General features: G+C 56.8%; 19 protein-coding genes. 7 read left to right on the top strand and 12 right to left on the bottom strand.

All coding sequences use genetic code 11. The annotated features are described in order from the left end of the window. Genes gspL through gorA form a run of 4 tightly spaced genes read left to right on the top strand, consistent with a single transcriptional unit; the run spans position 1 to position 3,960 of the window. Positions 1–1,308, top strand: a complete 1,308-nt coding sequence (gspL, locus tag FIV08_RS10050) for a type II secretion system protein GspL (RefSeq protein WP_152438226.1) — start codon at positions 1–3, stop codon at positions 1,306–1,308. A gap of 4 nt (positions 1,309–1,312) precedes the next feature. Then, the gene (gene gspM / locus FIV08_RS10045; protein ID WP_152438225.1) at positions 1,313–1,846 is read left to right on the top strand and encodes a type II secretion system protein GspM; all 534 of its coding nucleotides are present in this window, start codon (positions 1,313–1,315) and stop codon (positions 1,844–1,846) included. A gap of 48 nt (positions 1,847–1,894) precedes the next feature. Further along, positions 1,895–2,572 (top strand): GNAT family N-acetyltransferase, encoded by a 678-nt coding sequence (locus FIV08_RS10040; RefSeq protein WP_152438224.1) that lies wholly within the window; start codon positions 1,895–1,897, stop codon positions 2,570–2,572. A 26-nt stretch (positions 2,573–2,598) separates the two neighbouring features. Beyond that, positions 2,599–3,960, top strand: coding sequence for a glutathione-disulfide reductase (gorA, locus tag FIV08_RS10035; RefSeq protein ID WP_152438223.1), 1,362 nt, complete (start codon positions 2,599–2,601; stop codon positions 3,958–3,960). Between the two features lie 13 nt (positions 3,961–3,973). Here the strand turns inward: gorA and FIV08_RS10030 are convergent, their stop codons facing one another. The 3 genes from FIV08_RS10030 to FIV08_RS10020 all read right to left on the bottom strand — a co-directional run bounded on the left by FIV08_RS10030 (position 3,974) and on the right by FIV08_RS10020 (position 9,152). Next, on the bottom strand, positions 3,974–5,905 hold the full coding sequence (locus FIV08_RS10030) for an ATP-binding protein (protein WP_152438222.1): 1,932 nt from the start codon (positions 5,903–5,905) through the stop codon (positions 3,974–3,976). After that, positions 5,902–6,816 carry an ABC transporter substrate-binding protein gene (locus FIV08_RS10025; RefSeq protein ID WP_058091051.1) on the bottom strand — a complete coding sequence of 305 codons (915 nt, stop codon included), beginning with the start codon at positions 6,814–6,816 and terminating at the stop codon, positions 5,902–5,904. Before FIV08_RS10025 ends, FIV08_RS10030 begins: the two co-directional genes overlap by 4 nt. A 116-nt stretch (positions 6,817–6,932) precedes the next feature. Next, complete coding sequence (locus FIV08_RS10020; protein WP_152438221.1) at positions 6,933–9,152, bottom strand: TonB-dependent receptor plug domain-containing protein; 2,220 nt, start codon at positions 9,150–9,152, stop codon at positions 6,933–6,935. Positions 9,153–9,275: 123 nt separating this feature from the next. Between FIV08_RS10020 and FIV08_RS10015 the strand changes: the two genes are divergently transcribed. Continuing rightward, positions 9,276–9,950, top strand: a complete 675-nt coding sequence (locus FIV08_RS10015) for a J domain-containing protein (RefSeq protein ID WP_152438220.1) — start codon at positions 9,276–9,278, stop codon at positions 9,948–9,950. On the opposite strand, the gene FIV08_RS10010 is transcribed toward FIV08_RS10015, so the two are convergent. The 4 genes from FIV08_RS10010 to FIV08_RS09995 form a co-directional block, all read right to left on the bottom strand. After that, on the bottom strand, positions 9,927–10,925 hold the full coding sequence (locus tag FIV08_RS10010; protein WP_152438219.1) for a bile acid:sodium symporter family protein: 999 nt from the start codon (positions 10,923–10,925) through the stop codon (positions 9,927–9,929). The genes FIV08_RS10015 and FIV08_RS10010 overlap by 24 nt on opposite strands. After that, positions 10,922–11,602 carry a FadR/GntR family transcriptional regulator gene (locus tag FIV08_RS10005; RefSeq protein WP_152438218.1) on the bottom strand — a complete coding sequence of 227 codons (681 nt, stop codon included), beginning with the start codon at positions 11,600–11,602 and terminating at the stop codon, positions 10,922–10,924. The genes FIV08_RS10010 and FIV08_RS10005 overlap by 4 nt, the downstream gene beginning before the upstream one ends. Positions 11,603–11,681: 79 nt before the next feature. Next, positions 11,682–13,166, bottom strand: coding sequence for a flavin-containing monooxygenase (locus tag FIV08_RS10000; RefSeq protein WP_152438217.1), 1,485 nt, complete (start codon positions 13,164–13,166; stop codon positions 11,682–11,684). A gap of 74 nt (positions 13,167–13,240) precedes the next feature. Further along, complete coding sequence (locus FIV08_RS09995; protein ID WP_152438216.1) at positions 13,241–14,149, bottom strand: LysR family transcriptional regulator; 909 nt, start codon at positions 14,147–14,149, stop codon at positions 13,241–13,243. A 116-nt stretch (positions 14,150–14,265) separates the two neighbouring features. On the opposite strand from FIV08_RS09995, the gene FIV08_RS09990 reads away from it, so the two are divergent. Both FIV08_RS09990 and FIV08_RS09985 read left to right on the top strand, forming a co-directional pair. Beyond that, positions 14,266–15,876, top strand: a complete 1,611-nt coding sequence (locus tag FIV08_RS09990) for an NADH-quinone oxidoreductase subunit L (protein ID WP_152438215.1) — start codon at positions 14,266–14,268, stop codon at positions 15,874–15,876. Beyond that, positions 15,873–18,266, top strand: a complete 2,394-nt coding sequence (locus tag FIV08_RS09985) for a YbcC family protein (protein ID WP_172972265.1) — start codon at positions 15,873–15,875, stop codon at positions 18,264–18,266. Before FIV08_RS09990 ends, FIV08_RS09985 begins: the two co-directional genes overlap by 4 nt. A gap of 3 nt (positions 18,267–18,269) precedes the next feature. Here FIV08_RS09985 and FIV08_RS09980 read toward each other — a convergent pair whose 3' ends face one another. From FIV08_RS09980 to FIV08_RS09960, 5 genes are all read right to left on the bottom strand, one after another. Continuing rightward, on the bottom strand, positions 18,270–19,391 hold the full coding sequence (locus FIV08_RS09980; protein ID WP_152438213.1) for a sulfate/molybdate ABC transporter ATP-binding protein: 1,122 nt from the start codon (positions 19,389–19,391) through the stop codon (positions 18,270–18,272). A gap of 1 nt (position 19,392) precedes the next feature. Further along, complete coding sequence (gene cysW, locus FIV08_RS09975) at positions 19,393–20,250, bottom strand: sulfate ABC transporter permease subunit CysW (protein WP_152438212.1); 858 nt, start codon at positions 20,248–20,250, stop codon at positions 19,393–19,395. After that, positions 20,251–21,123, bottom strand: coding sequence for a sulfate/thiosulfate ABC transporter permease CysT (cysT, locus tag FIV08_RS09970; RefSeq protein ID WP_152438211.1), 873 nt, complete (start codon positions 21,121–21,123; stop codon positions 20,251–20,253). 9 nt (positions 21,124–21,132) lie between these two features. After that, positions 21,133–22,137 carry a thiosulfate ABC transporter substrate-binding protein CysP gene (cysP, locus tag FIV08_RS09965; protein ID WP_152438210.1) on the bottom strand — a complete coding sequence of 335 codons (1,005 nt, stop codon included), beginning with the start codon at positions 22,135–22,137 and terminating at the stop codon, positions 21,133–21,135. 122 nt (positions 22,138–22,259) lie between these two features. Further along, a complete protein-coding gene (locus tag FIV08_RS09960) occupies positions 22,260–23,228 on the bottom strand; it encodes a beta-ketoacyl-ACP synthase III (protein WP_152438209.1) in 969 nt (322 codons plus the stop codon). Positions 23,229–23,349 lie beyond the last annotated feature (121 nt).

Genomic DNA, 23,349 nt, shown 5'->3' with positions numbered 1-23,349 from the left:
ATGTCTTACCGCCTTTTTGTTCGGCCGGTCCCGCCCTTCGCAGACCTGGACCAGAACCCGGAATCACAGCTGTTCAGCTGGCTGTTACAGGATGCCAGTGGCGATACCCAGGCCAGTGGTGCGGCAGATACCCGGGATGCGATTGAGCAGACACTCGGCCAGAATGCATTGGAAAAAGTGCTGCTGATCGGCCTTATTCCGGGTGACGAAGCCCTGTTTTGCCTGGCTGACATTCCCGCCAAGCAAAGCCGGTTCGTACACCAGGCGTTGCCATACGCGGTGGAAGAACAGATTGCCCAGGATATCGAGAGCGTCCACCTAGCGCTTGGCCGTCATACCTCGGATGGATACCATGTTGCGGCAATAGATCAATCCCAAATGGGGCAGTGGTTAGAGCTGTTTACAGGCTGGGAGCACGTGCGCCTGGATGCCATTTACCCGGACGCCTCCCTGTTGCCGACAACCGATAACGGCTGGACCGCCTGCCTCGACGGCGAGTGGGCCATGCTGGTAAGTCATCGAGGCGAGTGGCTGCGACTGCAGACCGCCAACCTGGGCATGTTGGGGGTTACCCTCGCAGCGCCAGCCACTGAAGAGGTGGTCGCGGAGATACCGGTCACGGTTTATGGAACCGAGCCCGAGCTGGAACTCTGGCAGCCGGCATTGTTGGAACTGAGCGGTGCCGATGGCCGGGTACATCTGGCGCAGAAGCCCCTGGAATTTACGGCGCTGGAGCTGCTGGCGTGGTCCCACCATCATCATATGTGCCATCCGGTCAATCTCTGCCAGGGCGCCTTCTCCGTTAAAACGAGCGGCAGCAGCCCGTTGAAGCCCTGGAAGCCACTGATTGCAGTTGCGTCCGTCTGGTTTGTGATTCAGCTAGGGCTTGAGATTGGTATGGGTGTGTATCACAACCAGGAGGCCGAGGAGCTGCAAAGCCAGGCCATGGCCATCTACCGTGACGCTTTTCCCGCTGACCGCCGTACCCACGCGGGCAATGTGCGCCGGGTGATTGAGGGTCAGTTGAGGGTGGCAGGCGCTGGCCAGGAAGAAGTGGATTTCATCACGCTGATGAAATACACCGGAGATCAGTACAGCCGGGTTGCGAATGCCCAGGCGGTTACCTTTAATTCCATTAACTACAGCCGGAACAGGGGAGAGCTAGTGGTAGATGTCCGGGCCGACAGTTATGAACGGATGAGTAATCTGAGAAATGGCCTGGCCAATCAGGGATTGCGTGCGCAGATTGGGTCTGTGGTTAATGAAAGCTCCGGCTCCCGTGGCCGGTTGACGGTTTCGGGAGGCTAACGCCATGTGGGCACGAATCAAAGACCAGCCGGCGGTCGGTAAGCTTATCGCGAGATACGATCAACTGCCGGTGCGGGATAGACAGGCGCTGGTGGTGCTGGGCATTGCCTTGCTGTTGGCCATTCTCTATTTTGGCATCTGGCGGCCTGTGGCTGATTTCAGCAACCAGGCGGAAGCCAGTCGTGAAAATGCCGAGCAACTTCTGGCCTGGATGCAGGCAAACCAGGCAACCATTCGTCGCCTTGGTGGTGCGGGTTCCGGTTCGTCGGCGGGGGCCGGCGTTGACAAGCCTGAAGACGGTCGGGCACTGATGGCCCTGGTTACCCGCTCCGCAGGTGAAGCGGGGCTTTCGCTGCAGCGATTTGAGCCAAGCGGCGAGTCTGCAATACGGGTATGGCTTGAAGCCGCACCGTTTGCCGAGGTAGCGGCCTGGCTGGAGCAGCTTGATGCCCGGCATGGGGTGATTGTGGATCAGGCTGCCATGGACAGGGGAAATGAGCCGGGGCGGGTATCCGTGCGGCTGACACTGACGATCTGAAAGGGGCATGCCCCAAGCTGACCGGTGATTCCGGAGGAGCGCGAGTAAATGCGTGATAAGCAGGAAAACAATAATAATTCTGATGCTGTCGTGGTTCGTCTTGATGAGACTGCCCGCAACGAGGCCCAGTCGATTCTTTGCCATGCGTACCGGGAAGATCCAACGTTCCAGTATCTGTTTGATCATCGCCGGGCGGGTTACGACCAGCGAGTAAGAGCGACAGTCAGGGAACTGATTGACCTGTACCTTGAGCTCAATCAGGATGCCGTTGGTGTGATGAAAGGGGATACCCTGATTGCCGTGGCCTTCATCGGCGACCCGGAACTCCGGATGAACCTCGCCGAGCAGCTTAGCTGGCGAATTCGCATGGTGTTGACCGCGGGGTTTGCCTCGACTCGCCGATACCTGGATTACCATCAGAAAATCCGCGACCTGTTGCCGCACCCAAAGGCTCATCAGTTGCCTTTGATGGGGGTCAATCCAAAATACCAGAATCAGGGGTATGGTCGGGTTTTGCTCAAAGCGGTCGAGAAGCTTTGTGAGGAAAATCCCCGGGGCAAGGGGCTGGTACTGGATACCGGTAACAGCCGATACCTGCCGTTTTACGAATCCGAGGGCTTCCGCAGCCTGGGCAAGATACGCCTGGGTGATTTTGAAGATCATGTCCTGTTCCGGGAAATTGGATCTGAAGCTAATGACGCCCGGAACGAGGCAACGCCGCATTAACACAGTATTTGTCATCAGGAGTGAATGTGTCCGACAGCCATGATTTTGATTTGATCGTAATTGGTGCCGGTTCCGGTGGTGTCCGCCTGGCGAGAATGTCAGCCCAGCGGGGCGCGAAGGTTGCGGTGGTTGAGTCCCGGTACCTGGGCGGCACCTGTGTCAACGTTGGCTGTGTTCCGAAAAAACTGTTTGTGTACGGCGCCCATGTTCATGACGAACTGGAAGATGCAGCAGGCTATGGCTGGCGAGTTCCGCTCGATCAGGTCAGCTTCGACTGGCCCACTCTGGTGGCAAACAAAAACGCTGAGATTGAGCGCCTGAATGGCATCTATGGTCGCCTGCTCGAGAATGCCGGAGTTGAGATCATCAATGGCACGGCAACCATCAGCGATGCCAATACCGTTACGGTAGGCGAACGGAGCTATAGCGCAAAACACATCACAGTCGCGACGGGAAGCTGGCCGGTAGTGCCGGATGTTCCCGGTAAAGACTGCATCCTTACCTCCAATGAAATGTTCTACCTTCCGCAATTACCCCGTCATGCGGTGGTTTGGGGTGGCGGGTATATCGCGGTAGAGTTCGCCGGCATACTGGCCGGGCTTGGTGTGGAAACCACCTTGTTGTACCGGGGTGATTTGTTCCTGCGGGGCTTTGATAACGATGTGCGCCGGTTCACCGAGCAGGAGATGCGCAAAAAGGGCGTCGACTTGCGTTTCAACGCCACCATCGAATCCATTGAGACTCAGGGCGCCCACTATCAGGTCATGTTGTCTGACGGAGAACGCCTGGAGACCGGTCTTGTCATGGCAGCAACCGGACGGAGAGCCCTGGTTGACGGCCTTGGCCTGACGGAGCTGGGTATTGAACTCAACGCTTCGGGTCACATCGTTGTGGACGACCATTTCCAGACCTCGGTACCCTCAATCACCGCGCTGGGCGATGTCATCGGCACACCGCAGCTCACTCCAGTGGCACTGGCCCAGGCCATGGTGCTGTCGCGTCGGCTGTTTGGTGACGGTCAGGGCGATATGGATTACAGCGCTATTCCGACCGCTGTGTTTTGCCAGCCGAATATCGGTACCGTTGGCCTGACTGAGGAAGAGGCCAGGGAAGCCGGTCACAGGCTGCGCATTTACCGTTCAGAGTTCCGACCGATGAAATACACATTGAGCGGACGGGACGAGAGATGCCTGATGAAACTGGTGGTGGACGATGAGACCGACAAGGTGCTCGGCGCTCATATGGTCGGGCCAGACGCCGGCGAGATTATTCAGGGGCTGGCCGTTGCCATCAAGGCCGGTGCCACTAAGGCGCAGTTTGACTCAACCATGGGTATTCACCCGACCTCAGCGGAAGAATTTGTCACCATGCGTGAACCGGTAGCGTAAGCTTTCCGGTTCTTTACAATCGAATCCAGCGGCTTAGTACTTCCCTGAGGGTCTCGCAGCGTACCGGTTTGGGTATGTAATCATTCATGCCGCTGGCCCGGCAGCTGGCCTCGGTTTCTGTTGAGACATCAGCCATCAGGGCGATGATCGGCGTACCGCATTGCCCGTTCCCCTGTTCCCATTCGCGAATCATTCGGGTTGCCTGATAGCCGTCCATTACTGGCATCTGGCAATCCATCAGGATGACATCGTAGCCTTCGTGTTTGTTTTTTACTTTGTCGACGGCCTCCTGGCCGTTATTCGCGGTATCGGTTTCAAAACCGAGCTTGTTCAGCAGCGTGGTGGAGACCTTCTGGTTTACCTCATTGTCCTCGACCACCAGGGCCCAGGACTTTCTTCCCAGCTGCTCCCGCGGGATATCCGGGAGCTCCGGTTGAACCTGGGCCGGGGCATCCGCCAGCTCAAATGGCAGCTCAAAACGGAACGAGGAGCCCTCTCCGAAATCAGACTCCACCTGAATATGGCCGCCCATCAGTTCCACCAACCGCTGAACCAGAGAGAGCCCCAGTCCGGCGCCGTCATGGGCGCGGGTGTTACCGGAGTCAACTTGTTCGAATGTGTGGAAAATATTGTGGAGGCGGTCACCGGGAATACCTGCTCCGGAATCACTGACGGAACAGCCGAACAGTACGCAACCGCTTTCAAGCGACAGCCAACTTGCGCGAACACTGACAAAACCGTTCGTGGTATATTTAATCGAATTATCCAGTAGCCCTGCCAGAATCTGTCGGACTCGAGGTGCGTCGCCAACCACCACCGGTTTGTCTGGCCAGTCCCCCAGAAAATTGATGTCCAGTGCCAAGCCTTGCTGCTCTGCTGCATGGCGATAGGAAGCCGCACAGTTGGCCAGAATGGACCTTAGATCAAACTCCTGGTGTTCCAGTTCCAGAGTGCCGCTGTCCATACGGGCATAATCGAGAATATCGGAGATAACGGTAAGCAGGTCCTCTGTCGCCTGCCGGGCAGTGCCAAGGTAATCCCGCTGTCGCTTGGTTAACGGTTCCTCCTGGATTAACTCAACCATTCCCAGTACCCCATTAAGCGGAGTTCTGAGCTCGTGGCTCATGGTTGCAAGGAATTCAGATTTGGCATGGCTTGCCAGTTCGGCCTTTTCCCGGGCCTCTTCCGACACCGCCAGGGTCTGGTCGCGGGTGGTTCTGAGCTTCTCCAGATGGTCCCCCAACTCGTTCAGTTGTTTCTGTATGGCGACGATCTCTTTGGAGTTTCCCTTGGTGGTCACGGGCTGGGCGTCATAATCACCGGTAATCAGTTGATCAACCCGGCTTGCCACCCTGCGAATGGGCTGCAGGATATTATTGAGGAAATGGTTCACCAGAACGATGGTGAACAGCAGCATGGCGACACCAACTGCGATAGATGACCACAGAATACTCTGCTGGCGATCAGCCAGCACGCGCGGTTCAACACCGACTTCAACTGCACCAACCCGCAAGGAACCAGAACTGAACCCATAACCGGGGTTGAACCATCCAGCGCCTGCTCCAAGGTCCAGGGGTTCCTGAAGGATTTCTGCAGAATAAATATCGAAGTTGTGGTGTCGCTGTGAGGGGCTGTCAAGACTATTGCTGACAAAGCCGAGCTCTTTTCCGACCACATCGGTTACGCGTATCCACTCGGCTTTGCTACGCCGTAGTGACTGATTAAGTGTCTGCTCAAGGGCCGCAATATTGCCGGAAACCACAGCGTACTCGAGTGCCGGGGCCAGGCTGTCCGCCAGCATCTGGCTGCTTTCAGCCAGGTCGGTACGCGCGTCCTCCAGCCGGGCCGAGGTAAAAAACGCCATTAGGGCAACAAACATGACAACCGCAGGCAGGGCGCCAAGCAACAGAAGTTTTCTGGACAGGGATGCATTCTGCCTGTTCATTCGGAATCCTCCTGGCTGGAAAGCATCAGGTCGTCCAGGTATTGCGATATCCATTCACGGCTGGGAAGTGGGATATTGAGTGATCGGGCCACTTGTTCATTGACCTCCACACGAAACTCATTCGGATAGACGGGTTCAGGAAAACTACCTGTATCAAAGTATGTCTGAAGTAACTCGCCAGCCTTCGCCGCCATGGCCGGGAAGGGGGCATAGCCTGAGGCCAGCACTCCGGCTTTCACATAGGCCTGGCTTGGCCCGATGACGATACGGTTTCGCCGATAGGCGGTCAGCAGAATATGTTTGATATTTCTGGGGTTGTAGATGACGTCGTCAGGGCCGGCGAGCAGAAAATCACCGTAGTTCAGGGCCCTGATAAGGGTAGGAATCAACTGGTCGTCGCTATCTGTGACGAATACGCGCGCTTCGAGACTGTACTCCGCCAGCTGATCCATCAAATCTTCATAGATCTCGACAGACTCCGTGGAAGCCAGCAAGGCAATACGCTTGGACTGAGGCAGTATCGCTTTACCGGTCAGTGCCTGCCGCAACAGGGGAACGTCATAAAACACCGCAGACACCAGCCCAGGGGAGCGGTTAACATAGCCTTGGATAAACTTGCGCTCTACCAGCAATGCCAGTATCTGTGCGTTCCTGTTGATCTGACGAATACGAGTGAATGCGGCCGGGCCAATGGTGATCACTGGGCTGGCCGATACAAGAGTTTCCTGGCCCTCTGACAGAAATACCAGTTCAACCGATTCTCCGAGTTCTGAACGTAATAGTCGGGTCACGTGTTGATCCAGGGCGGTGTTACCCGAACCGGCAATGTACACACTCGGTAGCGCGGGCTGACCGTTTTGCCCGAAGACAATGCTGGGCCATGGCAACAACAGTATCAGTGCCAGCGCCATCAGGCATCCCCTGAACCGTTGCTGGAATCGTGGCTGGTCAGTAACAGAGTGTCTGGATGAGATCATACCGTCCCAATTGGTGTGCTATCCCGTTGGTCAATCCTTTTAGCATAGTGTCAGAACCGGACTCCCGCCTCCACAAAGAACTGGTTGTGGTCTTTGATGTTGTTATCAGAGCTCAGTTCCGGTTCCCGGTTCAGATAGTGTTGCATGGTTAGGGCAACTTCCGCCGTATAACGCGGTTGATAGAAGCGCTTGGCAACTCTTGCATCAATGCGCTCGAATTGACTGCGCCTGAATTCGTCCGCCCAGTAGAAAGCCGATGAGGCCTTGAGACCCCAGGGCAGATCCTGAATCAGCGCCAGACTGCCGGAGTGCCTTATAGACAGCCGGGTCAGCAAACTGACCGCCTGCTCCTGTTTTCCGGTATCAAGTTCGCCGTCCTGATTGATGATTGGCTGACCGGTGTACCAGGTATCCTGATCCAGGTAGCCGTAGCTGGCACGGAAGGTTGTGCCCGGGTATTCAATCATCGCTTCCACTTCAAAACCTTGCTGATCCACGGCAACGTTGTTGTCGATGCTCCAGTCCTTGAGCTGAATAACACCGCTGATCATGTCCCGCATTTCATCCTTGAAGCCCCGCACTTCCAGAGACAGCATGGCCCGCTCCAGCGGGAACTGGCCGAAGTAGCTGACTTCCCGGGAAATGATTCGTTCTTCCCTCAGGTCTTTGCCGAGCGTAAGCCACCCCAGGTCTTCGTATGCATCCGCGGTTGTTACCCTGCGGCCCTCGAGATCGGAATAAATAGCAGGGCGGACATTGCGGAGGGTGTAGCCCCAGTCCGGATTCTGCTCGAAACCATCCGGGGTTCTGACCGCCTGGGAATAGACAAAGCGGAGGGCGTGCCGGCTGTTGAGCGTGAAATTCGCAGCCAACCGGGGTGAGAAGTAGTGATCGTCTGTTGTGCTTGTGCGTTCCCAGTTACCGCCTGCGTTAAGGGTCAGCCAGTTTATCGGCGTATATTCCACGTTGCCGAAGAAGCGGGACTGGTAATTGTTACCGCGGCCGTTGAAATAGGTTTCAGAGCGGAAGGTATCTTTCCGGAATCCCGCGCCGGACACAATTCTCAGGTCGTCGCTGAGCAGAATGGTGTCCTGAAACTCCAGTTCCAGGCGGGTATCCTCTGAATCCGCGTCTACCTGGGCAATGGCGGGCGCGCCACCCCCGTCTACAAAGCAGAGCCGTTCTCGACTGCCATCCGGGAAATAGGTGTACTGATACAGCGGTGTGTTGTCTCTGAGGCACTGCACAGTGCTATCCGGAAAGCCAACGGTGTACTGTTGCCGACGGTCAAAATTTTGAACACTGGCCATCACATGGAAAAAATGACGCTCGGACGCAATCACGTTCAGTTTGGATTGCAGGTAGTAATCCCGCACATCAATATCCGGATTCTCGAACGGGTTCAGCTCGCCGCTTTTGTCCTTGTCCTGGTAATTCATGCCATCCACAACACCTCCCCGCAGCTCAACATCCGTGCGGTCGTTGATCTTGACGCGGGAATCATAGGTAAAGGAGTTGATGTCGTGGCCGTCATGGAATGGAAAGCGCTCGCCGCCGTCTACCTGGTAGTCGAAGCCATCGAACTTGCGCTTTTCATAGGTTAATCGCCAATCCATATCTGGGTCGGCGTTGCCCACGGAACCAAAGGTACGTACGTGACCCCGGGAGCCCCGAACCACTCGCGCCTCAACGCCTGCGGTATCGGCCGGGTCCCGCGTAATAATATTGATGGTGCCCAGGAAGGCATTAATGCCGTAGGCAGCCGAGTTGGGCCCCCGGGCTACTTCGATGCGTTCAATCATCTCAAGAGGCACCGGCATGGTTTCCCAGTCCATATCAGACAGGGTTGCCTTATGCGCAGTTCGGCCGTCTACCAGGACCTGCATACGGCGCTGTTCATAATGCACAGTGCCATGGTAGGTGGTAACCGGTTGGTGACTACCAACGAAATTGACCACCATGCCCGGAACCAGGCGGAACACCTCGTACAGGTTCTGGATGCCAAGGTCCCGAATCATATCACCGGTGATCACGGTGGTACTTCCGGGAACCCGGGTTTTGGGCTGGCGCAGCCGGGTGGTGGTTAGCACCTCTGGAATGTCATCGCTGAAAGCCACCAACCCATTGCTGAACTCCGGAAAACCGGTATCCGCGCCGGCATTGCCGGTCGAGAGGGCTAAAATGGCTGAGGCAAGCAGGGAATGGCCGAAGGTTCTGCGCATGCGGAGCCGGTTAGCGCGATTTTCTGACAGGTAATTCGTAATGCGCATGGGTGTCGTTCTATAATTTGCCGAGCGGACTGATTTATTGTGATTCTCCCTGAATCCTAGGGGAGAACGATTGATTTGTCTCTATAAAGATTACAGATTTTACAGATCCGGAGTGACTGTTTTATGAATTGCTGGGACATCCTTGGCATCGAGCCAACCGGAGATCGCGAACGCATTCGGCAGGCTTATGAGCGCCAGATGAAATTTGCCTCGGACAACGAGGCCCAGGCGCTGGAGCAGGCTTTCAGGGAGGCGACCGGTGGCATGCCGGCCGCCAGCGCTGCCGCCCAACCTGAGCCAGTCGCCCAAGAAGTCCGCCGAGAGCAGACTGAGGAATCCGGGGTTGAGAGCAACGCAGAGCGGGCGCTGGACGCCCACGAAGCCCAGGTTGTCCGCGAAGTGGTGATTCAGATTAAAGCCCTGATGAACGACAACCAGCGCCAGCAGGATGCTGGTATCTGGAAGGCCATCTTGTGCGAACCGCCTGCAGACCAGTTACCGCTGCGCAGGGAAATCGCCAAAAGCCTTGAGCCCCAGATCCGCCCGATGGCAGAGAACGGCAGTTTTCCCCGTCCGGTGGCGCAGTTTCTGGGTGATTGGTTTGACTGGTTCAGCGTTCGGGAAGCAAGCCATGAACCAGACCCGCGAAATTACCCGGATGAAGAGGTGTCCAGGGAGCAGGCCAGTGCCGATCAGGCAGACCAACCACCGCAGATGGTGAATTTCTGGCCTGCCGTTATTGGGTGGATCGTCGGCCTGGTTATCCTGGCAACCCTATTCGGAGGCATGGGCGGCTGACGCCCGATCGATTTTCGCTCGATACTTCTGGGCCAGGATGGCCCCGACGATGACCTGAATCTGGTTGTAGCACATGATCGGCAGCACAATCATGCCGAAGCCCGGATGGCCAGAGAACAGCACTTTGGCCATTGGCAAACCGGATGCCAGGCTTTTCTTCGAACCACAGAACACCACCGCGGCTTCGTCTTCCAGACTGAAGCCCAGCTTTCTGACCATCACCATCGCCACCAGCATGAACAACCCAAGCAAACCGACGCATAGAAGAATGGTCAACACCACGGCCTGAAGCGGCAGGTTCTGCCATAGGCCGCTGACCACCGAGTGTGAGAATGCCGAATAAACGATAATCCAGATGACACACTGGTCGTACCGGGCCATCAATGATTCATTGCGTGAAAGAAAACCTCCCAGCATTGGCCTGAAGGCATGCCCTACAGCAAAGGGCATCAACAGTTGCAGAACAATGTCTTTCAACGCCTCAGCCACGGCAAACTCCCCGGTTCCCGAAGTCGAAACCAGTAAAAGCAGCAGGAACGGAGTGAGCATCATTCCGAACACATTAGACGCTGCAGCGCTGCATATGGCGGCAGGCACATTGCCTCTGGCCATGGCGGTGTAGGCAATGGACGACGACACCGCTGACGGAAGTACGCCCAGATAGAGAAATCCCAACCCCAGATCCCTCGGCATCCATTCCGGCACAAGGTTGCTGAGCCCATTAATGGGCAATACTGCCAGGGGAAAGAACACGAAGGTCAGGGCGGTAATCAGGATGTGCAGGCGCCAATGGGTGGCGCCGTCGATAATCTGCTGCCGGGATAGGGCTGCACCATGGAAAAAGAACAGTAGGGCTACAGCAATGGTACCGGTGGTGGCAAGCATGTCCGCGGCCTGCCCGGTAACCGGCAGGAACGACGCCAGGACGATGGCACCGAGCAATAGAAGGGTGAACGTATCGAGACGGAATTTCATGGCTGATTCTGCCGGTTAATCACATCAAGGCTGGGGGAGAGCAGGGCGCGCGAAAGCATTTCTGCCTTGGCTGGGTCCTTTCGGCGGATGGCTGCCAGCAGAAGTTCGTGGTCTTCCTGGCTGGGTTCTGGCAGGTCGTCATCGCGCTCCGTACGTTCGATTGTCTGGCTGACGGCGTGTGAAAAATAATCATAGAGCTCGATCAGAGCGGAATTGTGGGAAGCCCGCACCAGGGCATGGTGGAACCATTCATCATGGTGGATTCGATCGGTGAGGTTGTCGCCAGCACTTGCCCGTGCATCCAGTGCGTCGCTCATCGCTTTCAGATCGCGGTCTGTACGCCGGGTGGCTGCCAATCTCGCCGCCTCGGTTTCCAGCATCAGTCGCACCTCAAGCTGCTCCGCCAGTTGGCTGCGGGCGATACGTCGAAGTGTTTCCCCTGCATCACGATTGGCACGTACGTAGGTGCCATCACCCTGTCGGGTTTCCAGCATGCCCACATGCACCAGCACGCGAACGGCCTCGCGGATGGTGTTGCGACTGATTCCCAGAGCTTCAGACAGCTCGGCTTCAATCGGAAGTCGGCTTCCTACAGGCCACTGGCCGTTTTCGATGGCGCCCCTCAGGCTTTCGATCGCGGTCTCCACCAGGGAGCCTTTTTTGATTGGCTTTAACATTTCCGATCACCCAGACAAATGATGAACCAATCATCCTATGTTTAGCGTTGAACTGCAACCGAGTGGTTACAGCAGAGGACTAACGGCCTGCTTCAGGCTCCAGAAACTGGTAATCAGCGGTGTCTGCGGCGCGGGTAGAGAAGCGATAACTGAACGTGAACCCGGGCCAGTTGATGGTGTTACGGCCGTGTTCATCCAGATACCAGGAGGTACATCCGGAATCCCAGACGCTGTTCTCAAGGCTGTGCTGGACCACCTGGCAATAGCGGGTTTGCCGATCTTCCCGCACTTCCATGGCAGCCCCTGGGTATCTGGCCAAGGAATCAAGTGAGCTGATGATATATCGGAACTGGGATTCCAGCATAAACAGAATCGAATTGTGGGCCAGATTGGTGTTGGGCCCATACAGCATGAACAGATTCGGAAAGCCATTCACGGTAATGCCTTTGAACGCTTTGCTTCCGTCTGCCCAGGCGTCATTCAGGGCAACACCCTGACGACCAGTGATCTTGATGGGTGACAAAAACTCCGTGGCCTTGAAGCCGGTTCCGAAAATAATGGCGTCGACCGGGCGGTGTTCTCCGGTGGCGGTCACAACGCCGGTTTCATCGATTTCAGAAATCCCCTCAGTGATCAGATTCAGATGGGGCTGGTTAATGGCCGGGTACCAGTCGTTGGAGATCAGAATCCGCTTACAGCCGATACGATAGTCCGGAATGATGTGCTTCAGTTTGTGGGGGTCGGTCACCCATGCCTGTGCTTCCTTCCTGGCCTGTCGGGCAAAGATATCCAGTAGCCGGTTGAACCTGGTAAAGGCAAGCCCGCGGGACTCGTTCTTCCAGTAGATCATGGCCCGGTAGAGCCTGTCCCAGGCCGGCAGTTTCCGGAACAGTGATTGCTCAAGCGCGGTAAATGGGCGGTCGGCTTTCGGCAATACCCAGGCAGCGGAGCGTTGATACAGGTCCAGCGCTGCAACTTTTGGAGTGATCTCCGGAACAAACTGGATGGCGCTTGCGCCGGTGCCGATCACCGCAACCCGCTTGCCGGTCACATCATAATCGTGGTTCCAGCGCGCAGAGTGGAAGCAGGTACCCTTAAAACGGTCAATGCCGGGTATGGCGGGTATGGCAGGGCGGTTCAGCTGCCCGGTGGCCGTGATCAGCACATCAGCTCGATATTCATCGCCCGATTCCGTACCAACTACCCACTCATTCGACTGGCTGTCAAAGCTGGCCGTGGCGACGGCACGGTCGAACTCGATATGGCGCGCCAGGTCGTACTTCTGAACACAATGCTCCATGTACCCGAGTATTTCGGCCTGGAGGCCAAACTTCCGGCTCCAGTCGTGTTTGGGCTCAAAGGAGTAGGAATAAAGGTGCGATTGAACGTCGCAGGCCGCGCCGGGGTAGGTGTTGTCTCGCCAGGTTCCGCCAACGGCACCTTCTTTTTCCAGCAATGTGATTTGCTCATAGCCGGCCTTTTTTAGCTGGATGGCCATGCCGAGCCCGCCAAATCCGGTGCCGATTATGATGACAGAAGGTTTTCGAGGGGCGCGCGATGTCATGGCTACTTCCTGATCTTGTTGTATTTTTACGCCCCATGACTATAACGGCCCCGGCGCCGCATCAAAAGACCAGTTCAACCAGAATCATTGTCCGGAAAGGTCAATAGTCGTTCCGGAGGTTGAGCCATTAACTCCTGAAGGGCCGGAGACTCAAATTGCCTGCGAATACGAATGGCATAGAATTCTTCGAACACGCCCGGCAACGCACCGTAATCCCTGAGTTCGCCTTTGCGCAATTCGTCACGCACAACCACCGGGGGCAGGATGGCGAAATGCCCGCTGTCTCGAGTCAGCAGGCGCATCATCGCCATGTCGTCCACCTCAGCCAGAATAATCGGGTGGATCTGGTGGTACTCACACAGCTGATCGAAAGCCTGCCGGATATTGCTGTCCTGGCCCGGCACGATCAATGGTTGGTCATGCAGCATGTCAGGAAAGCCGCCCCGGGATTCGGCGGCCGCCGGCCCGATAATGCTGACAGGTTGCCTGGCTATGCGCCGGGATAGCCAAGGGGTTTCGTCGTCACCGTGAACGGGTTGATTGGACAGAATAAGATCCAAACGGTGGGCCGATAGTCTTCGTAGCAGATCTTCCAGACTACCGCTCTGGAGCTTGAGCCCCAGATCCTGGCGGCCGAGCAATGGCCGAAGGAAGCCTTCCTGGAAGTTTCTTGACAGAGTTGCTACCGCGCCAACCTTGAGCACCTCCCGATTGGTCTGGCGCCCGGTTCGGAAAAGGGCTTCCAGTTCCGCGCCCTGGCGAAAAATATCTTCCGCATAGGTAAAGGCCACGCGGCCGGCTTCGGATAGTTTTAGCCGCCGCCCCTCCCGGATGAACAGCTCATGGCCAAGACTGTCCTCGAGTTTCCGGATCTGACCGGACAGCGCAGACTGGGATATATGCAGCGCATCCGCTGCGCGGGTCAAATGGCCTGTGCTGGCTACTTTCCAGAAATAGTACAAATGATGATAGTTGAGGCGCATGGATATTCCCCGGCTTTGCCTTTGTTCTCTTTTGAAGAACAGTTTGATCTTTATAAACCATTTTATCTATGAATTCATAATCGGCAAAGTGGCTCTGTTCGCAAAAGGAGTTCGTTATGCCGACAATCACCAGCGTATTTTCTACCTCCGTCCTGGCTACCTGGCTGGCCTTGCCTATCCTGCTCCTGGCGCTGGCCGGCTTCGCCAACTGGACTCAATCAAAAACCAAGATTGACCATTGCTGGCGCCTGGCGGAGTTTTTGCTGCAAGGGCTGGTTGCGGTCACCGGTGTGGTGGGCTTTTTGCTATTGCTGAAGTCGGCGGGGCTGGATACGCGGTTGCCGGAACTGGGGGCACCGCTGGGGCTGTATCCCGATGGCCTGTCGGTATGGATGGCGCTGATGGTCAGTTTTGTCTCCTGGGTGATTCTGCGATATTCCCGGGATTATCTGCGTGGCGATGCCGCCTTCCCGGTGTTCCTGCCCTGGTTCCTCACCACAGTGGCCAGTGTGTTGGTGTTGGTATTCACCAATCATCTTCTGGTTCTGGCATTCGCCTGGATTGGTGTCAGCCTGGCCTTGCATCAATTGCTGACGCTTTACCCGGAACGGTCGGAAGCCCGGTTGGCCGCTGCACAGAAGTTCATTACCAGTCGCCTGGGCGATCTGGCGATTATTGGTGCTGTGGTATCTATCTGGCGCCACTACGGCAGTTTTCATATTCCCGAAATCTACGCATTGGCCGGGGAAATAGGTGGCTCGTCCCCCGAGCTGTCGACCGCGTCAGTACTGCTTGCCGTTGCCGCCGTGCTCAAATGCGCACAGATTCCATTTCACGGGTGGTTGATCCGGGTGATGGAAGCGCCTACACCGGTATCGGCACTGCTTCATGCTGGTGTGATCAACCTCGGCGGGTTCCTCTGGCTGCGGTTATTCCCTGTGTTTGAGGGGTTTACAGTGGGTCACCTCGTGTTGCTTGTCGCTGGCGGCGTGACCGCCATCGTGGCAGTGTTTGCCATGATGACTCAGAGCTCGGTAAAACACGCGCTGGTCTGGTCCACCAACGCACAGATGGGTTTTATGCTCTTTGAGATTGCGCTGGGCGCCTACACCCTGGCATTACTGCATTTGCTTGCCCACTCACTATACAAAGCGCACTCATTGCTGGCGTCTGGCCGGGCGGTAAAGGCCACGGCGGTCTACTTCTCCGGTCGCCCGGGGGCATCGCAGCTGGTGCTCGCCGGCGTGGCATCAGGTTTGGCGGCAGCCATTCTGTGGATGCTTCCCGATCTTGTGGAGGGCAAAGCGATACTGGCGGCCTTACTGGTGCTGGCAGTTGCCGCGTCGGTTCTCGGACTTCCATCGGGTAGCACGGCCCGTGCCCGGCTATTGGTTGTCGTCATGGCGATCAGTCTGGTACCGCTATATGGTCTTCTCCACCTGGTACTGGGGCCTTCGGTTGCGGGCGCAGATAATTTTGTGCTCTGGCCGGCGGCCACTGTGGTGGCCTGGGTAATGCTGGGTCTTCTGGCCGGGATGTCACTACTTGTGCTTTTCCGGCCGGATTGGGCCTGGTTGCAGCGGTTGAACCTGCCGCTCAGCCAGGGCCTGTATCTTGATCAACCGTTCGAACGGGTAACCCGACGGTGGGCCAGGCAATGGCTCCAGGGGGGCACGGAAAAGACGAAAAAAGCCCGTTACGTTCTGTCATCGGGAGAATCTTCATGAATTCCACCTTACGCGTGCCGGACGTTGATCAGAAGCAGGCTGTTGATCAGGTCGCTATGGCCTGTAAACGGATTGCCCCTAGCTGGCCTCTGGATCGGTGGATAGCGGTGAATCCCTGGTGGGGCCACAGGCATCAGGGTATCGAGGAAGCCGCCATCGAACTGGTTTCCCGCAGGGGGCAAGGCATGTTAATGGCGCCGGAATTCTATCTGGAGGCCTGGCACGGGGGCCGTATCCGAGAGGGCGACCTGATCGCTGCAGCCAGGGCGCAGGGGGTAGACAGGCCGACGCAATTATTGCTTGAACAGCTGTCCCGGTTACGGCCACGTGATGTGAAACCGGGGCTGGCGCTGTCACACGTTAAGCCATCGGGTGATGGTGATGTGCTATCACAGACTATGCAGTTTCTCGGGCTGCTCTGTGGTCGGTATTTTGATCATCGGCAGGGACAATGGCTGACGAATACCAAGGGAACCGACCTTTATCGCTACTGGTTATCCATGGCCGGACCCCGGGGCCTGGCTTCAAAAGCGCTGGCAGCGCAACTTCCGGATGATTGGCAGAGTGCTGCAGATTTTCTTGCTCAAGCTTTGCCCTATACTCCAGATCAGTTCACGGCGGCGGGACATTCATTGCTGCTGCATCTGCCGGGCTGGGCGTCATGGTGCCGCGGCGAAGATTGGCGAGCGTCCCTCGACGGCCAGCCATCCCACCTCTGCCACCAGTTAGCTACGGTGTTACTGGCTTGCGAGTGGATGGCTGCGTCTGCGCTACCGGCCGATGAGCGGGCTAAATGGCAACAGGCGGTCTCTGGTGGGCAGCTGACAAGGCACGTTCACGGTGATGATGCACTGATGTGGGTTTGGCATCGCGCCTATGAAATGGCATGGCAGCGCCAGTTCAGGGACTGGTTACGGCGCCCGGCGGAACAACCCGAAGAAACGGCAAGCAGAATCCCTGAAGTCCAGGCGGCGTTCTGCATTGATGTCCGTTCAGAGGTGTTGAGGCGGCACCTGGAAAGCGCTTCGGCAAAAATAGACACTCTTGGTGTTGCCGGGTTCTTTGGGCTGCCCGTGATGCATCAAAAACTAGGCCCGTCAGACGATGAAGCCCGGTTGCCGGGTTTGCTGGCGCCGGCTTATCGTTATGTTGATACCCTTGGCAGTCTTTCGGCAGACCTGGAACGCAACAAGCGGCTGGACGGGCGGGAACAGGTACGGGAAACGGTTCGACATGCGAAATACGGTAGCCTCTCAACCTTTACGTTGGTGGAAACCACCGGACTGGCGTGGGCATGGAAGTTGGTTCGGGACGGCTTGCATAAGAACCGAAAAACCAGGGAGGCGACGCCCGAAGGCCGTCTGTTTCACCGCTATGGCGGAGATCCCTTATCGGATCCAGAGCGGGTTAACCTTGCTGAGGGGCTGCTGAGATCCATGTCGTTGACCGGCAATTTTGCACCATTGCTGGTGCTGGTTGGCCATGGAGCTCATACCGATAACAATCCGAACCAGGCCGGGCTTGCCTGCGGAGCCTGCGGCGGTAAAAACGGCGACGTTAATGCCAGCATTGCCGCACAGTTGCTTAATGACCGCAGTGTGCGCGTCGGGCTGGCGGAGCGGAGCATTGTCTTGCCGGAAAGCACTCTGGTTGTGGCTGCGGAGCACTGCACGGTGACGGATCAGGTACGCCTTCTGGGGGAAACGGCCATACCCGCCAGCCATCAAAGGATTGCCAGTGAACTATTGCAGTGCTTTGAAAGCGCTTCGGTGGCCACACGCCGTGAGCGGGCAGGAACACTCGGATTGAATGGTCACTCCGATGAGGGCCTCCTGAAAGAACTCAACAAGCGCACCCAAAACTGGGCGGAGGTCAGGCCTGAATGGGGGCTGGCAAACAACGCCGCCATGATTATTGCGCCCCGGCACCGCAGCCGTTCAATCAATCTTGCCGGCCGGTGTTTCCTTCACGAATACAGGCCAGAGCTGGATGATACAGGTTCAGTGTTGTCTGCGCTGATGTCGGCCCCGATGGTGGTGGCAAACTGGATCAACCTGCAGTATTTCGGATCGGTTACCCAGCCGTCGCTCTACGGCGCGGGCAACAAACTGCTGCATTCGGTCGTGGGAGGCAATATTGGGGTAGTCGAGGGCAACGGCACCGATCTTCGCATCGGATTACCCTGGCAATCCGTTCACGATGGTGAACGTTTGCGCCATGAACCCATACGGTTGACCGTGGTGATCGACGCGCCAGCAGAGCGAATTGAGCAAGTACTGCAGGCTCAGGACGACGTCAGAGCCCTGGTTGAAAACCGGTGGCTCTGGCTATGGCGGATGGATGACAGCGGCCTGCAGCAGTATTCCGAAGGCCGCTGGGTGGCGGCCTGAGGATCACATATTACTGGCGTTAGCCGCTGTGGTATAAGCCCAGTCGACGGATCGTGGCTGGGCACTATCGGCAACGAACAGGTGGCCTATGTCTGGCACCGCGTACCACAGTTCACCCCTGCTTGGGTTGTGGCGGGCGAATTCGTTGTGGCTCATGCCAACTTCCCAGATCTCGTCACTGTTCCAGCCCACCGGCACAAGCTCTATCCGCACTTCCGAGCCAATCAGACTGATGGCTTCGATACGCAGCGGTAAACGGGCGTGAATCGCCGGCGCCCGGGCAAGGTGGACCTCATGGGGGCGCAAGTACAGCTGGGCTTCCTGGTCAGACCTCTGCCCGGGCAGAGACACCCAGGCATCCCCCTGAACCAGCTTATGATTTTTCACGACGCCGGAGATCACATTGACATGGCCCAGGAAGTCGAACACAAACCGGCTTTCGGGCCGTGCGTACAGATCGGTAGGTTCGTTGACCTGTTCCACCTGTCCCTGGCTCATGACCACCACCTGATCGGATAGCTCCAGGGCTTCTTCCTGGTCGTGGGTGACAAAGATGCTGGTGAAATGAAACTCGTCATGCAGCGCCCGTAACCAGCGACGCAGGTCTTTGCGCACTTTCGCATCCAGGGCGCCAAAGGGCTCATCCAGCAGCAGTATACGGGGCTGAGTTGCCAGGGCCCTGGCCAGGGCCACCCGTTGCTTCTGGCCACCGGACAATTGCGCCGGATATCGGTCGGCCAGTTGCGGTAACTGGATCATCTCCAGCAGTTTGGCCACCCGCTGGCGTATCTCGGATTTTGTCGGCCGTTGTTTGCGGGGCAGGGACTCCAGGCCGAATGCAATATTCTCTGCCACGGTAAGATGACGGAACAGGGCGTAGTGCTGAAACACGAAGCCAATATTACGATCCCGAACGTGCAGGTTGCTGACGTCATCGCCGCCAAACAGGATTCGGCCAGAGTCCGAAGATTCAAGCCCGGCGATAATCCGCAGCAGCGTGGTTTTGCCCGAGCCGGACGGCCCCAGAAGCGCGGTCAGTTTACCTTCAGGAATCTCCAGAGAAACGTCTTTCAGCGCCTGGAAACGGCCGAAGGTTTTGGAAATCTGGTCGATAGTGATGCTCATATCAGACACCTCCTTTCTCGGGCGTCAGGATCGTTGGGCGGGATTGGCGCCACTCTACAAAGGCTTTAACAATTAGGGTCAGGATGGCTATGGTTGCCAGCAGGGCGGCACTGGCGAAGGCGCCTACCACGTTATAATCTTGATAAAGCAGTTCAACATGCAGCGGTAAGGTATTGGTTTCACCGCGAATGTTACCTGAAACAACCGACACGGCACCGAATTCACCCACGGCGCGGGCATTGGTCAGTACTACGCCGTAGATCAGCGCCCACTTGATGTTAGGCAGGGTAATCTTCCGGAAAATACGCCAGCCAGACGCACCCAGAACCACGCCGGCTTCTTCTTCCTCACTGCCTTGCTGTTGCATCAGTGGGATCAGCTCGCGGGCAACGAACGGGCAGGTCACAAACACGGTGACCATGACAATGCCCGGCCAGGCAAACATCAACTGGACATCGTGGGTGGCCAGCCAGCCGCCGAGCCAACCGTTCCGGCCGTAAAGCAACAGATACAGCAAGCCGGCGATTACCGGTGATACGGCAAAGGGAATGTCGATAAGGGTCACCAGCAGTTTCCGGCCCGGAAACCGGAACCGGGTAACGGCCCAGGCGAGGGCAGTACCAAAGATGAGATTGAGTGGTACCGTCAGTGCTGCAACCAGCAGGGTCAGGCCGATGGCGTGCAGGGTGAACTGATCCAGCACGTTACCGGTAAAGGTGCTCCAGCCGGAACTCAGGGCCTGGAAGAAAATGACCACGACCGGAATCACCAGCAGAACAAGCGACACCAGAACCGCAGTACCAATGAGCAGGCGGCGCACCCAGGGTTGATCGCCAACGCGATGATGTTCAGCCGCCATCTATCGGCCCTCCAGACGGCGCAGGTATCGGCCCTGCCAGAGGTTAATGGCAAACAGCAATACCAGTGAGGCCAACAGAACAACCGAGGCAATGGCGCTGGCCGCAGCGTAGTCGTATTCCTGCAACCGGATAAATACCATCAGGCTGGTGACTTCGCTGACGTAGGGGGTATTGCCGGCAATGAATATGATGGCGCCGAATTCTCCCAGGCTGCGGGTGAAGGAAAGCGCGATGCCCGTGACCAGCGCGGGCCACAATGACGGAAAGATGACCTTGCGGAAGACCCGGCCATCGGAGGCCCCAAGGCTGACGGCGGCTTCCTCATCCGCCGGTGACAATTCCTCCAGCACAGGCTGGACAGTGCGCACCACAAAGGGAATGCTGGTGAAAGCCATGGCAACCACAATACCCAAAGGGGTGAACGCCACTTCAATGCCCAGCTTGGCCAGCCACTGGCCGTACCAGCCGTTTTGGGCAAACAGGGTAGCGAGGGTAATACCTGCAACCGCGGTAGGCAGCGCAAATGGTAGGTCGACAAAGGCATCCAGTACGCGCTTGCCCGGAAAGTCATAACGCACCAGAACCCAGGCCAATAACAAGCCAAAGACACCGTTAAACAGCGATGCGGCCAGGGCCGTCCACAATGTCACCTTGTAGGATTCAACCACCCGGGGATCGGTGATCGTGAACCAGAACTGATCCCAGGTCATGCCGGATGTTTCCACCACCAGGCCAGATAACGGGAGCAATAAAACCAGGCTGACGAAAAACAGCGAAATGCCGAGGCTCAAACCGAACCCCGGCAATACCCGTTTGCTACGACCTGAAAAGCGCCGCGCTGGGGCGGCGCTCACTTGAGCGGGAGCAGACATCTCAGCCTCTTACCGACGCCGCTGTAACTGGTCGAGTTTGCCACCGCTGCTGAAATGCTTGGTCATGGCGTTTTCCCAGCCGCCAGCAATCTCGTCGATGGATTTCAACTTCAGCTCACGGAAACGGTCTGCGTTTTCCTCGATAACCTTTTGGTTATGGACCCGGTAGTTGAACCCGGCCAGCAAGCGCTGGGAATCTTCAGAATACAGATGGCTCAGGTACTCTTTTGCCAGTTCTTCAGTCCCGTTCTGGCGGGTGTAATCGTCAATCCAGGTCACAGGAAACTCTGCAAGGAAGCTGACCTTGGGGGTGACTACTTCGTATTCGCCGTTCTCGAAACGATCGGCGATGTTCAGAACCTCGGATTCAAAGGTCAGCAGCACATCGCCAATGCCGCGTTCAACAAAGGTGGTGGTGGCGCCACGGCCGCCGCTGTCGAAGACTCTGACCTGGCCAAGCATACTGGCCATGAACTGGTCGATTTTTGCCTCATCGTCACCATAGGCATCCTGGGCATAACCAAGAGCAGCCAGATAGGTATAACGACCATTACCGGATGTTTTCGGATTAGGCATGATCAGGGCAACATCTTCGCGAACCAGGTCATCCCAGTTCTGGATATTCTTCGGGTTGTCCTTGCGGACCAGAAAGGCCATGGTGGAGTAATAGGGTGAGCTGTTGTTGGGCAGGCGGTCAGCCCAATCCTCGGGAATCAGCTCTCCACGCTGGTGCAGAATATCGATATCCGTGACCTGGTTGAACGTGGCCACATCGGCCTTGAGGCCCTGAATGATGGCCTGCGCCTGGCGGGATGAGCCAGCGTGGGATTGGCGAATATTGACCGTTTCACCGGTTTTTTCCTGCCAGTGCTTCTGGAACTCCACGTTGTAGGCCGCGAACAGTTCCCGGGCGATGTCATAGGAAGTATTGAGAAGCTCGCGATCAGCCGCCAGCGCTGGCTGGGCGGAGAGCAGGGCTGCGCCCAGAGCAAATCCTTTAAGCAGTTGTTTCATCAGACGCTCCTCAGAACCGGAAATAGTGAATCTGAGAAGCAATCTAACAAAGTTTTTTAAGAACCAAAAATACTAAAAGAAAATAATAATAGCGCTTTCGGGAATGAGGGCGCCGCGCCTGATCAGTATTTCAGCAATGCGGAGCCCCAGGTGAACCCTCCGCCGAAGGCCTCCAGCAGAACGGTTTCACCCCGTTTGATACGTCCATCCCGAACGGCCTCATCCAGTGCCAGGGGAATGGACGCTGCGGAGGTGTTGCCATGGCGATTAACAGTCACCACAACCTGGTCCATGGACATATCCAGTTTGCGGGCCGTGGCGGCAATGATGCGCAGGTTTGCCTGATGCGGTACCAGCCAGTCGATGTCGGATTTTCGCATCTGATTGGCCTGCAGGGTTTCATCCACAATCTGGCCAAGGGTGTTTACCGCAACCTTGAACACCTCGTTGCCTTTCATTTCTACAAACGCATTGCCTGCCTTAATGGCATCGAAGTGGTTAGATACGCCGCAAGGAACGTGTAGCAGATCCTCGTAGCGGCCATCGGCGTGGAGGTGAGTGGACAGAATTCCGGTTTCTTCGTTGGCCTCAAGAATTACCGCACCGGCACCATCACCGAACAGGATGCAGGTGCCCCGGTCTTCCCAATTGATGATTCGGGAGAACACCTCAGCGCCGATGACCAGTGCCTTCTTACTGGTGCCGGTTTTTATGAACTTCTCAGCCGTTGCCAGGGCATAGACAAAACCGCTGCATACCGCCTGGATATCAAAGGCGGGGCATCCCTGAATACCAAGCCTGGCCTGGAGAATACAGGCACAGCTCGGGAAAACCTTATCCGGGGTGGTGGTAGCAAAAACAATAAGGTCAATATCCGTTACCTCAATGCCGGCGGCTTCGATGGCCCGCAGTGCGGCTTGCTCTGCCAGATCCACGGTGGACTGGCCGGGCAGGGCTATGTGACGTTGTTCAATGCCGGTGCGCTCACGAATCCATTGATCAGAGGTGTCCACCTTCTGCTCCAGGTCGCGATTGGTAACGATGTTGTCCGGCAGATAGGAGCCGGTTCCGGCAATGCGTGCAAAAGTCATGCGCTGTGTCCAGGGTCGATTACGATAACAATAGACCCATGCTAACCCTTTGCAACCGGAATGGTTATTAGCGGATTGTCAAAGACCACCCGGGCGACACAATGCCAGCCCGGGGTGTTAA

Origin of the sequence: Marinobacter sp. THAF197a (genome assembly GCF_009363275.1) — a bacterium.
GTDB lineage: Bacteria > Pseudomonadota > Gammaproteobacteria > Pseudomonadales > Oleiphilaceae > Marinobacter.
The sequence above is the reverse complement of the archived record's forward strand: the minus strand, read 5'-3'. Positions and strand labels throughout refer to the sequence as shown.